The following is an 11667-nucleotide window of genomic DNA, read 5'->3' as shown; positions in this document are numbered from 1 at the left end:
CCCTCCCCCGCAAGGGGGGAGGGAACCCTCGCATCGCGCGTCCCTTACTGCAATCTGCGCACCTCATCGTGCGAAATCACGTCAGGTAAGTCAGTGCTCGCCTATATCGCCAGACGCATCGTCTACGTCATTCCGATCGTCATCAGCGTCGCGCTGGTGTGCTTTCTGCTCGTGCACATCACGCCGGGCGATCCGCTGGTTGCCGTGCTGCCGGCCGATGCGTCGCAGGAGCTCGCCGCGCAGCTGCGCGCCGCCTACGGTTTTGACCGGCCGCTGCCGGTGCAGTTCGGGCTTTGGCTGCTTCGTGCACTTCATGGCGATCTCGGCAATTCCATCGCGACCGGACGCCCCGTGCTCGCCGAAGTCATGCGCGCGGTCAGCAACACCGTCACACTCGCCATCGCTGCCGCCATCATCGGCTTCACGATGGGCATCCTGCTCGGCCTGATCGCCGGCTATTTCCGCGAGACCTGGATCGACAAGCTCGCGACCTCGTTTGCCATCGCCGGCGTCTCGGTGCCGCATTACTGGCTCGGCATGGTGCTCGTCATCATCTTCTCGGTCGAGCTGAACTGGCTGCCCGCGGTCGGCGCCGGTCCCGGCGGCTCCGGCGCCTGGGCCTGGGATTGGGCGCATCTGCGCTATCTCGCGCTGCCGGCGATCACGACGTCGGTGATCCCGATGGGCATCGTCACGCGCACGGTGCGCGCGCTCACCGGCGACATTCTCAGCCAGGACTTCGTCGAGGCCTTGCGTGCAAAGGGCCTGCACGAGCGAGGGGTGTTTCGCCACGTCATCAAGAACGCGGCGCCGACTGCGCTCGCGGTAATGGGGCTTCAATTGGGGTACATGCTCGGCGGCTCGATCCTGATCGAGACCGTGTTCTCCTGGCCTGGCTCGGGCTTCCTGCTCAATTCGGCGATCTTCCAGCGCGACCTGCCGCTGCTGCAGGGCACGATCCTGGTGCTGGCGCTGTTCTTCGTTTTTCTCAATCTACTGGTCGACATCGCGCAAGCCGCGATCGACCCGCGCATCAAGCGGGATTAGCAGGATGAGGTGCCACACATTCAGTGTCGTCCCGGCGAAGGCCGGGACCCATAACCCCGGTGAGCGGTTGTGGGACGTGACGGCAATCACGAATCCTCGCCAAACTACCTTTCGTGGTTATGGGTCCCGGCCTTCGCCGGGACGACGCTGGAAATTGCGGCAATGACCGAGCTGCCACTTCAAGCCATCAGCGATGCCGCGCTCCAGGCTGCGCCCGCGACCAAGGCGCGCGGCTATTGGGCGACCGTCGGCCGCCGCATCGCCCGCGACAAGGTCAGCATGGCCTGCGCGTTCGTGCTGCTCTTGATTTTCGTGTCCGCGATCCTCGCGCCCTGGCTCGGACTGGAAGATCCCTACAAGGGCTCGATGATCCGCCGCCTCCGCCACATCGGCACGATCGGCTATCCGCTCGGCACCGACGAGCTCGGCCGCGACATGCTGGCGCGGCTGATCTATGGCGGGCGGCTGTCGCTCCTCATCGGCATCTTGCCGGTCATCCTCGCGTTCTGCATCGGCACCTCGCTCGGCCTCGTCGCGGGCTATATCGGCGGCAAGCTCAACACCGCGATCATGCGCACCATCGACGTGTTCTACGCCTTTCCGTCGGTGCTGCTGGCGATCGCGATCTCCGGCGCACTGGGGGCGGGCATTCTCAACTCCATCGTGTCGTTGACCGTCGTGTTCGTGCCGCAGATCACCCGCGTCGCCGAAAGCGTCACCACCGGGGTTCGCAACATGGATTTCGTCGAGGCCGCGCGCGCTTCCGGTGCCTCGCCCTTCACCATCATGCGTGTGCATATCCTCGGCAATGTGCTCGGTTCGATCTTCGTCTACGCGACCAGCCTGATCTCGGTGTCGATGATTTTGGCCGCAGGCCTTTCTTTCCTTGGCCTCGGCACCAAGCCGCCGGAGCCGGAATGGGGCCTGATGCTGAACACGCTGCGCACCGCGATCTACGTCAATCCCTGGGTTGCGGCATTGCCGGGCGCGATGATCTTCGCGGTCTCGATCTGCTTCAACCTGCTCTCGGACGGCCTGCGCAGCGCCATGGACATCAGGAACTAAGAGCCATGAGCGAGACCAATACATCCGTCGTCATGCTGGAGCCGGTCGAGGACCGTGGCGGCGTCGCGCAGCCGCTGCTTCAGGTCAATGGACTGACCAAGCATTTTCCGGTCCGCGGCGGGCTGTTCTCCGCGAAGCGCACGGTGCGTGCCGTCGACGACGTCTCGTTCTCCGTTGCCAAGGGCGAGACCGTCGGCATCGTCGGCGAGTCCGGCTGCGGCAAGTCGACCACCGCGCGCCTCCTGATGCACCTGATGCCGCGCGACACCGGCGACATCATCTATGACGGCATGAGCGTCGGCCAGTCGCTGTCGCTGCGCGAATTGCGCCGCGGCATGCAGATGGTGTTTCAGGATTCCTACGCCTCGCTCAATCCGCGCCTCACGATCGAGGAATCGATCGCCTTCGGCCCGAAGGTCCACGGCATGGCCGATGGTGCCGCGCGCGCCCTGGCGCGCGAGCTGCTCGGCAAGGTGGGCTTGGTGCCTGCAAACTTCGCCAACCGCTACCCGCACGAGATTTCCGGCGGGCAGCGCCAGCGCGTCAACATCGCGCGGGCGCTGGCGCTGTCGCCGCGGCTGGTGATCCTCGACGAAGCGGTCTCCGCGCTCGACAAATCGGTCGAGGCGCAGGTGCTCAATCTGCTCGCCGATCTCAAGCGCGAGTTCGGCCTGACCTATCTCTTCATCAGCCACGACCTCAACGTCGTGCGCTACATCTCGGACCGCGTGCTGGTGATGTATCTCGGCGAGGTCGTCGAGCTCGGCCCGGTCGACCAGGTCTGGGACCAGCCGGCGCATCCCTACACGCGTGCGCTGCTGGCCGCGATGCCGTCCTCCGATCCGGATCGGCGCACCGAGACGCCGCCGATCACGGGCGATCCGCCCAATCCGATCGATCCGCCGCCGGGTTGCCGCTTCCACACCCGTTGCCCGTTTGCGGAGCCGCTCTGCGCAAATGCCACGCCAAAACTCACCGCGCTCGATACAATGGGCCACGAGGCCGCGTGCTACATGGCGATCCCGGGTTCGGGCCACAGCCGCGCGCCGAGAGGGGAAACCGCATGACGAGACCGACGACAAAAGAGATCAAGGCGACGGCGCAGGTCGCCGGTGTTCCCGTCGACGACGAGATCGCGACGCGCATCTCCAATTCCATCGGGCCCGCTTTCGAGGGCTTTGCGGCCATCGCCGGCACGCTGCCGTTCGATCTCGAGCCGGCTTCTTACGTGCTCGCGCAGACCGAGAAGGTGTCGAAATGAGCACCGAACCCGCCTTGATGACGCTAACCGAGGTCGCACGTGCGATCGCGATGAAGCAGGTGTCCTCGCATGAGGTGACGAGCGCGTTGCTGCAACGTATCGCGCAGTGGCAGCCGCATCTCAACGCCTTCATGTCGATCGAATCGGAGGCCGCGCTGAAGGCGGCCGATGCCGCCGACGCCGAGCTCGCCAAAGGCGAGGTGCGCGGTCCGCTGCACGGCGTGCCGCTCGCGCACAAGGACATGTATTACGACGCCGGAAAAATCGCGACCTGCGGCTCGTTGATCCGCCGCGATTTCGTGGCGACGACGACCTCCACAGCCTTGCAGCGCTTGAAGGATGCCGGTCAGATCCGGCTCGGCACGTTGCATCTGGCCGAATTCGCCTATGGGCCGACCGGCCACAACGCCCATTACGGTCCGGTGCGCAATCCCTGGAACGTCGCGCACATCACCGGCGGCTCGTCGTCGGGCTCCGGCTCGTCGGTTGCGGCGCGACTGACCTATGCGGCGCTCGGCTCGGATACCGGTGGCTCGATCCGCATGCCCGCGCATTTCTGCGGCGTCACGGGATTGAAGACCACGTGGGGCCGTGTCAGCCGCGCCGGCGCGATGCCGCTGTCGCAATCGCTCGACACTGTCGGTCCGCTCGCCCGCACCGCCGAGGATTGCGCGCTGCTGCTGGCGCTGATGGCCGGTCCTGATCCCCTGGATTCGACCGCGAGCCACGAGCCGCTGTCGGACTATGTCGCCGCGACCAAGGGATCGCTGAAGGGCCTGAAGTTAGGGGTGCCCGCCTCGTTCTATGTCGACGATCTCGATGCAGAGGGCGCGCGCGTGCTGGACGAGACCATCGCCGTGCTCAAGCGCGAAGGCGCCGACATCGTCACTGTCGAATTGCCAGACCAGCGGCAATTGTCGTCGGCGAGCCAGCTCGTGCTCGCGGCCGAAGCCGCCGCCTTCCACAAGCGCTGGATGATCGAACGCCCGCAGGATTATAGCCCGCAGGTCCTGATGCGGCTTCAGAACGGCCTTGCCGTTCCCGCCATCACCTACCTGGAGGCCATGCGCTGGCGCGGGCCGGCGCTTGCCGCGCACAATGCGGCCACGGCCGGCGTCGATGCGGTGATCGCTCCGGCTTCTCCGGTGCCGGCGCCGACGATCGAGGAAAGCGATGTCGGCGGCGGACCGAACGCGCCGGCGCTGTTGCAGCGGCTGACGCTGTTCACCCGTCCCGTCAACTATCTCGGCCTGCCGTCGCTCACTGTGCCGTCCGGTTTCACCAAGAGCGGCCTGCCGATCGGCATGCAGCTGATCGGCCGCTCCTTTGATGAAGCGACCTTGCTCACCATCGGCGCCGCGTTCCAGCGCGCGACCGATTATCACGACCGGATACCGAAACTGCCGTCATGACAAAGCTCGTCGATATCTCAGGCCTCGACATTCGCTTCACCGGCGAGCGCACGGTCTATGCCGTCAACGATCTCAGCCTCTCGCTCGGCGATGGCGAGGTTCTGGGCCTGCTCGGCGAATCCGGTTCGGGCAAGAGCGTGACGCTGCGCGCGCTGATGCGGCTATTGCCGAAGAAGCGCACGCAGATCTCGGGCCGCGTCAATGTGCTGAGCCGCGATGTGCTCGCTATGAATGACGAGGAGCTCTCGGCGTTCCGCGGCCAGACGGTGTCGATGATCTTTCAGGAGCCCGCACTCGCGCTCGATCCGGTCTATACCATCGGCGCGCAGATCGCCGAAAGCGTGGTCCGCCACGAAGGCAAGAGTTTTGCGGAAGCACGCGCGCGGGCGCTGGAGATGCTCGAGGTCGTGCGCATTCCGTCCGCAAAGCGAAGACTCGATGCCTATCCGCACGAAATGTCTGGCGGCATGCGCCAGCGCGCGATGATCGCGCTGGCGCTTGCCTGCCGGCCAAAGATCCTGCTCGCGGACGAACCGACCACCGCGCTCGACGCCACCGTGCAGATTCAAATCCTCCTGCTCTTGCGCGAATTGCAGCGCGAGTTCGGCATGTCCGTCATCTTCGTCACCCACGACATCGGCGTCGCCATCGAGATCTGCGACCGTGTCGCGGTGATGTATGCCGGGCAGATCGTGGAGCAGGGCAGCTTGCGCGATATCGTCCGTTCGCCGGTGCATCCCTACGCCAAGGGCCTGCTCGCCTCCACCATCCACGGCGCCAAGCGCGGGCAGCGGCTCGAAACCATCCCGGGCACACCACCGTCACTGGCCGAGAAGCCGCACAACTGCTCCTTCGCCCCGCGCTGCCCGGTGGCCCAGCCGCGCTGCCTCGAGCAACTGCCGCCGAACGTGGTGGTCGGGCCGGGACGGGCGGCGCGGTGCGTGAACGCGGAGGCGGTGGTCGCCTCGTAATCGGCGAGGCATTCAGACCCCATTCATCCCGGTTCCGGTTCCATGGCGGTTCACGGAGAGGGACCTCACTTATGTACATTTCCAACGAAGGCCTGCTTGTCATCCTGTTTGTCGGCCTGGTGGCCGGCTGGCTGGCTGGCAAGGTGGTGCGCGGAACCGGGTTCGGGATCATCGGCGACATCGTGGTCGGCATCGCAGGCGCGCTGGTCGCGAGCTTTTTGTTTCCGAAACTCGGCATTCACATCGGCACTGGGCTGATTTCCGAGATCGTCTATTCCGCCATCGGCGCGGTCATCCTGCTGCTGGTGGTGCGGCTGGTGCGCGGCGGCGGCCGGTTCTAGCGGCACCCCGGGGTCAGCTGATCCAATTTTCGACCTCTCCTCGCCCGGGGAGAGGTGCCGTGTCTGCAAGAAAAAGCCGCAAGACTGTGAGAATCCGGATTTGCGTGCGAGGCAGGTCGGGGTAGATGTGGGCCATAGGGGTTCCGGATTATTCGACTGCGTTGGGCGGCGAGCGCAAACGCGATATTAATCCGGGTCGATTATCTCTGAATTCGCCTTTGAAATCAGGGGCTTTGGCCCCCACCCGAAAGAGACCAGACTGATGGCAGCCGTTCCCGGCCTCCGCCGTTCAGAGCTCGGTGACGCGCTGCGCGCCTGTCGCGCGGCGTTCGTCGGCGTCGGCTTGATGAGCTGCATGATCAACCTGCTTTACCTCACCGGGTCGATCTTCATGCTGGAGGTCTATGACCGCGTGCTGCCGAGCCGCAGCATCCCGACGCTGGTCGGCCTGATCGTTTTGGCCGGCGGCCTTTACATGGCGCAGGGCGTGCTCGACATGATCCGCAACCGCATCCTGGGACGGGTCGGAACCACGCTCGACGAAGCCCTGAACAGGCGCGTATTCGACACCATCGTGCGCCTGCCGCTGCTGGTCGGCAGCCGCAATGAAGGTCTTCAGCCGCTGCGCGACCTCGACAATGTCCGCTCCTTCCTCGGCGGCATGGGACCGAGCGCGTTCTTCGATCTGCCGTGGCTGCCGCTCTATCTCGCCATCTGCTTCGCCTTTCACGTCATGATCGGCGTCACTGCGCTGGTCGGCGCCATCATCCTGGTCGGACTGACCCTGGTCACCGAATTCATGTCCCGCCAGCCGGCGCGCGAGGCCATGGGGCTCGCTGCGCAGCGCAACGACATTGCCCAATCCAGCCGCCGCAACGCGGAAGTATTGGTGTCGATGGGAATGGCCGGCCGGCTGAACCAGCGCTGGAGCGAGGCCAACGAAAAATATCTCGCCGGCAATCAGCGCGCCAGCGACGTCGCCGGCGGTCTTGGCGCCGTCGCCAAAGTGCTGCGCATGATGCTGCAATCGGCCGTGCTCGCAGTCGGCGCCTATCTCGTCATCCACCAGGAGGCGACTGCCGGCATCATCATCGCGGGATCGATCCTCTCGGCGCGTGCGCTGGCGCCGGTTGATCTGGCGATCGCGCATTGGAAATCCTTCGTCGCGGCGCGCCAGAGCTGGCAGCGCCTCAGCCGTCTTCTGGAGCAGATGCCGGCGCAGGGGGTGCCGACCCAGTTGCAGGCGCCCACCAGCCGCCTGTCGGTCGAAGGCGTCGCCATGGTGCCGCCCGGCGATCAGCGTCTCATCGTCCAGGACGTCACCTTTGCGCTTGATGCCGGCAACGGCCTCGGCGTGATCGGGCCGAGCGGCTCCGGCAAGTCGTCGCTGATCCGCGCACTCGTCGGCGTCTGGCAGCCGGTGCGTGGCAAGGTGAGGCTCGACGGTGCGGCGCTCGACCAATGGTCGTCCGACATGCTCGGCCGCCATATCGGCTACCTGCCGCAGGACGTCGAATTGTTCGGCGGCACCATCGCGCAGAACATCAGCCGCTTCGATCCCGAAGCCAGCTCCGATGGCATCATCGCCGCGGCCAAGGAGGCCGGCGTGCACGAGATGATCATCAAGATGCGCGAGGGCTACAATACGCAGGTCGGCGAGCAGGGCACCTCACTCTCCGCGGGCCAGGCGCAGCGCGTGGCGCTGGCGCGCGCGCTCTACGGCAGTCCGTTCCTGATCGTGCTCGACGAGCCCAACTCCAACCTGGACACCGAAGGCGATGAGGCGCTGACCCGCGCCATCCGCTCTTCACGTGAGCGCGGCGCCATCGTCGTCGTGGTGGCGCACCGGCCGATCGGCGTCGAGGCGGTCGACCAGATCCTGGTGCTGCGCGATGGCCGCATGCAGGCCTTCGGGCCAAAGGAGCAGATCCTCGCCCAGGTGCTCCAGCCGCGCGTGACGCCGCCGGCGCCGATCAAGATCGTCAGCGAAGGCGGAGTGGCCAAGTCATGAGCACGATGGCGATTGGCGGCGGCAAGCCCGCCGCCAAAAGGAGCGTCCGAGAGTCGATCCGGTTTCACCTCATCCTCGGCCTCGCGATCGTGCTCGTCCTGGCCGTCGGTCTCGGCGGCTGGTCCTCCACCGTGCTGATCTCCGGCGCACTGATCGCGCCGGGTCAGATCGTGGTCGAATCCAACGTCAAGAAGGTGCAGCATCCGACCGGCGGCGTGGTCGGCGAATTGCGCGCCCGCGACGGCGATGTGGTCAAGGCCGGCGACATCGTGGTGCGGCTCGACGACACCGTCACCAAGGCCAACTTGGCCATCGTCACCAAGAATCTCGACGCGGCGCAGGTGCGCGCGGCGCGACTCCAGGCCGAGCAGCGCGGGATCGACAAGATCGATTTCCCGCAATCGCTGCTTGACCGCAGCAACGATCCCGACGTCAAGACGCTGCTCTCCGCCGAAACCAAGCTGTTCGACGTCCGCGTCAACGGCCGCGCGGGCCAGAAGGCGCAGCTTCGCGAGCGCATCCAGCAGCTCAACGAGGAGATCGAGGGTCTCTCCGCGCAGGAGCGGGCCAAGGACAAGGAAATCTCGCTGGTGCAGCAGGAGCTTATCGGCGTGCGCGATCTCTATGAGAAGCACCTCGTGCAGATATCGCGCCTGACCACGCTCGAGCGCGATAGCGCCCGCCTCAACGGCGAGCGCGCGCAGTACATCGCCTCGCGGGCGCAGGCCAAGGGCAAGATCACCGAGACCGAGCTCCAGATCATCCAGGTCGACAAGGACATGGTCAGCGAGGTCTCCAAGGACCTGCGCGAGACCAACGACAAGATCGGCGAATTGATCGAGCGCAAGGTCGCCGCCGAAGATCAGCTCCGCCGCGTCGACATCCGCGCGCCGCAGGACGGCATGGTGCTGCAGTCGACCGTGCATACCGTCGGCGGCGTCGTTACCGCCGGCGACGCCCTCATGCTGATTGTGCCGCAGACCGACGACCTCCAGGTCGAGGCCAAGGTCAATCCGGTCGATATCGACAAGCTCCAGATCGGCCAGAAGACGCTGCTGCGCCTCTCCGCTTTCAACCAGCGCACCACGCCCGAGCTCAGCGGCGTCGTCAGCCGTGTCTCGCCCGACGTCACCACCGACCAGCGCACGGGCCAGAGCTACTACACCATCCGCGTCTCGATGCCGGCGGAAGAGGTTGCCCGCCTCGGCGACGTCAGGATGATCCCCGGCATGCCGGTGGAAGCCTTCGTCCAGACCGGCGACCGCACCATGCTGTCCTATTTGATGAAGCCGCTGCACGACCAGTTCATGCGGGCATTCCGCGAGAAGTGACGCGCGATAGCGCGTCGTCTCCACCCGTCATTGCGAGCGCAGCGAAGCAATCCAGATCTTGTAGGGTGGGCAAAGGCGCGAGCGCCGTGCCCACCATCTTTGCGCGACAATCACGATGGTGGGCACGCTTCGCTTTGCCCACCCTACGCTTCCTCGTTCTCTGGTATAGTCCGACGCAGGCAGCCAGCCCCAGCAACCCGGCGTCGAACAATGCAGTCCATCCAGACCCTACCGCCCATCGCCACCGAAGCCTTCACCGATGCGGCCGCGGCCGTCGCCCGCCTCGAAGAGATCTACGAGCGCAACACAAAGTTTCTGCGCGACCTGTTCGAGGCCTATGTCAATGGCGAGGCGATCGCTGCGCGCGCGCGGGCCTATTATCCGTTCGTCCGCATGACGACGGCGACGCATGCGCGGCTGGATTCGCGCTTATCCTATGGCTTCGTCGCAGGCCCGGGTGTGCATGAGACCAGCGTCACCCGGCCGGATCTGTTCCGCGCCTATCTTACCGAGCAGATCGGATTGTTGATCCAGAATCACGGCGTGCCGGTCGAGATCGGCGAATCCGGCGAGCCGATTCCCGTCCACTTCGCCTATCGCCGCGACATCAACATCGAAGCTGCCATCACCACCAGCGAGAACTCGCTCGTCACGCGATCGCTGCGCGACGCGTTCGACGTACCCGATCTCGCCACCATGGACGATGCGATTGCCGACGGCACCTTCGAACTGCAGCCGGGCGTGCCCGAACCGCTGTCCTTGTTTCGCGCTGCCCGTGTCGATTACTCGCTGCGCCGGCTCTACCACTACACCGGCACCGACCCCGAGCATTTCCAGAATTTCGTGATTTTCACCAACTACCAGTTCTATGTCGATGCTTTCGCGCAGCTCTGCCAGCAGCGGCTTCAGTCGGGCGAGGTCGGTCTCGAAGCCTTCGTCGCACCCGGCAACCTGATCACCTGCAATGGCGGCGCGACGACCGGAGTAGCGCCTGCGCGCGCGCCGCAGATGCCGGCCTTCCATCTGGTCGCGCCCGGCTATCGCGGCATCAGCCTGATCAATATCGGCACCGGCCCGTCAAACGCGCGGAACGTCACCGACCACGTCGCCGTGCTGCGGCCGCATGCCTGGCTGATGCTCGGGCACTGCGCCGGCTTGCGCAATACGCAGCGCCTCGGTGATTACGTGCTGGCGCATGGCTATGTGCGCGAGGACCACGTGCTAGATCGCGAGCTGCCGCTCTGGGTGCCGATTCCGGCGCTGGCGGAGATGCAGGTCGCGCTGGAGGAGGCGGTCGAGGACGTCACCGGTCTGGAGGGCTTCGAGCTCAAGCGTCTGATGCGCACCGGCACCGTCGCCAGCGTCGACAACCGCAACTGGGAGATCAGCGGGCCCGAGGTCATTCGCCGCCTGTCGCAATCGCGCGCGGTCGCGCTCGACATGGAATCGGCCGCGATCGCCGCCAACGGCTATCGCTTCCGCGTTCCCTACGGCACGCTCCTCTGTGTCTCCGACAAGCCGCTGCATGGCGAGATCAAGCTCGCCGGCATGGCCAGCGAGTTCTACCGCCGCCGCGTCGGCCAGCATCTCGAGATCGGGCTCAAGGCGCTGGAGCGGCTCAAGCAGCAGGAGTCGGAGCGGCTGCATTCGCGAAAGCTCCGCAGTTTCGCCGAAGTGGCGTTTCAGTAGAGGTGACGCTCCCGTCGCTTTGCTGCTGACAGGAGCGGAGATTTTCAGCATTGTCGGTGCGGGGCCGACCGGACTGCTTTGGATGCCGCTGACGCGCGACAGGATTATTGGCCATGACCTCGAACGGCTGGCCTTCCGCTTCACCATGCTGGACGGTGGCGACGTCGTGCATTGCCAGATCAGCGATGCCGCGATGGACGAACTCGCGGGCATGCAGGGCACCGAAGGCAGCGCGCGGCAGGCGCAGTTCCTGTCCTTGCGCGAGACCATCGAGCGGATCGCCTCAGACCTCTACGACGAGGCGCCGCGGTTCAAAGGCTACGTGGTGCGGATTTTCATGAGGCATTTGGGGCGGTAGCGTGATCGTCGCGGCGGACACAGACTCTTTCCCGTCATCCTGAGGTGCGAGACACGTGGCGCAACGCGCCGCGTGGGGAGCCTCGAAGGATGAACGGCCAGGATGCAGCCGGGCCGTCGCCCTTCGAGGCTCCCCTTGCGATGCAAGGGGAGCACCTCAGGTCCTATGGGTGGCGGGTGGT

General features: G+C 65.6%; 11 protein-coding genes. All 11 read left to right on the top strand.

Features of this window, described 5'->3' with window-relative positions; translation table 11 throughout:
• Positions 1–93: 93 nt before the first annotated feature.
• The 11 genes from FXV83_RS09255 to FXV83_RS09205 all read left to right on the top strand — a co-directional run bounded on the left by FXV83_RS09255 (position 94) and on the right by FXV83_RS09205 (position 11486).
• The gene (locus FXV83_RS09255) at positions 94–1047 is read left to right on the top strand and encodes an ABC transporter permease (RefSeq protein WP_148738880.1); all 954 of its coding nucleotides are present in this window, start codon (positions 94–96) and stop codon (positions 1045–1047) included.
• 162 nt (positions 1048–1209) lie between these two features.
• A complete protein-coding gene (locus FXV83_RS09250; RefSeq protein WP_148738879.1) occupies positions 1210–2112 on the top strand; it encodes an ABC transporter permease in 903 nt (300 codons plus the stop codon).
• Positions 2113–2117: 5 nt separating this feature from the next.
• Positions 2118–3179, top strand: coding sequence for an ABC transporter ATP-binding protein (locus tag FXV83_RS09245; RefSeq protein WP_187435779.1), 1062 nt, complete (start codon positions 2118–2120; stop codon positions 3177–3179).
• Entirely contained in the window at positions 3176–3373 is a 198-nt protein-coding gene (locus FXV83_RS09240) for a hypothetical protein (RefSeq protein WP_148738878.1), read from the top strand. The genes FXV83_RS09245 and FXV83_RS09240 overlap by 4 nt, the downstream gene beginning before the upstream one ends.
• Positions 3370–4785: an amidase gene (locus FXV83_RS09235; protein ID WP_148738877.1), complete on the top strand. Its 1416-nt coding sequence runs from the start codon at positions 3370–3372 to the stop codon at positions 4783–4785. The genes FXV83_RS09240 and FXV83_RS09235 overlap by 4 nt, the downstream gene beginning before the upstream one ends.
• Entirely contained in the window at positions 4782–5756 is a 975-nt protein-coding gene (locus tag FXV83_RS09230; protein ID WP_148738876.1) for an ABC transporter ATP-binding protein, read from the top strand. The genes FXV83_RS09235 and FXV83_RS09230 overlap by 4 nt, the downstream gene beginning before the upstream one ends.
• 71 nt (positions 5757–5827) lie before the next feature.
• The gene (locus FXV83_RS09225; RefSeq protein WP_148738875.1) at positions 5828–6097 is read left to right on the top strand and encodes a GlsB/YeaQ/YmgE family stress response membrane protein; all 270 of its coding nucleotides are present in this window, start codon (positions 5828–5830) and stop codon (positions 6095–6097) included.
• A gap of 262 nt (positions 6098–6359) precedes the next feature.
• Complete coding sequence (locus FXV83_RS09220) at positions 6360–8108, top strand: type I secretion system permease/ATPase (protein ID WP_148738874.1); 1749 nt, start codon at positions 6360–6362, stop codon at positions 8106–8108.
• Complete coding sequence (locus tag FXV83_RS09215; protein ID WP_148738873.1) at positions 8105–9439, top strand: HlyD family type I secretion periplasmic adaptor subunit; 1335 nt, start codon at positions 8105–8107, stop codon at positions 9437–9439. The genes FXV83_RS09220 and FXV83_RS09215 overlap by 4 nt, the downstream gene beginning before the upstream one ends.
• Positions 9440–9649: 210 nt before the next feature.
• On the top strand, positions 9650–11128 hold the full coding sequence (locus tag FXV83_RS09210; RefSeq protein WP_187435778.1) for an AMP nucleosidase: 1479 nt from the start codon (positions 9650–9652) through the stop codon (positions 11126–11128).
• 82 nt (positions 11129–11210) lie between these two features.
• Positions 11211–11486, top strand: coding sequence for a DUF1488 family protein (locus FXV83_RS09205; RefSeq protein WP_148738872.1), 276 nt, complete (start codon positions 11211–11213; stop codon positions 11484–11486).
• The last annotated feature ends 181 nt before the right edge of the window (positions 11487–11667 follow it).

Origin of the sequence: Bradyrhizobium hipponense, assembly GCF_008123965.1 — a bacterium.
GTDB lineage: Bacteria > Pseudomonadota > Alphaproteobacteria > Rhizobiales > Xanthobacteraceae > Bradyrhizobium > Bradyrhizobium hipponense.
Note: the sequence above shows the minus strand (reverse complement) of the source record. Positions and strands in the feature narration are given on the sequence as shown.

What these genes read in the sequence shown, in the direction of transcription:
- FXV83_RS09215 (WP_148738873.1), top strand. Translation starts at nt 8,105, where the DNA reads ATGAGCACGATGGCGATTGGCGGCGGCAAGCCCGCCGCCAAAAGGAGC.
- FXV83_RS09220 (WP_148738874.1), top strand. Translation starts at nt 6,360, where the DNA reads ATGGCAGCCGTTCCCGGCCTCCGCCGTTCAGAGCTCGGTGACGCGCTG.
- FXV83_RS09250 (WP_148738879.1), top strand. Translation starts at nt 1,210, where the DNA reads ATGACCGAGCTGCCACTTCAAGCCATCAGCGATGCCGCGCTCCAGGCT.
- FXV83_RS09205 (WP_148738872.1), top strand. Translation starts at nt 11,211, where the DNA reads ATGCCGCTGACGCGCGACAGGATTATTGGCCATGACCTCGAACGGCTG.
- FXV83_RS09235 (WP_148738877.1), top strand. Translation starts at nt 3,370, where the DNA reads ATGAGCACCGAACCCGCCTTGATGACGCTAACCGAGGTCGCACGTGCG.
- FXV83_RS09230 (WP_148738876.1), top strand. Translation starts at nt 4,782, where the DNA reads ATGACAAAGCTCGTCGATATCTCAGGCCTCGACATTCGCTTCACCGGC.
- FXV83_RS09210 (WP_187435778.1), top strand. Translation starts at nt 9,650, where the DNA reads ATGCAGTCCATCCAGACCCTACCGCCCATCGCCACCGAAGCCTTCACC.
- FXV83_RS09240 (WP_148738878.1), top strand. Translation starts at nt 3,176, where the DNA reads ATGACGAGACCGACGACAAAAGAGATCAAGGCGACGGCGCAGGTCGCC.
- FXV83_RS09245 (WP_187435779.1), top strand. Translation starts at nt 2,118, where the DNA reads ATGAGCGAGACCAATACATCCGTCGTCATGCTGGAGCCGGTCGAGGAC.
- FXV83_RS09225 (WP_148738875.1), top strand. Translation starts at nt 5,828, where the DNA reads ATGTACATTTCCAACGAAGGCCTGCTTGTCATCCTGTTTGTCGGCCTG.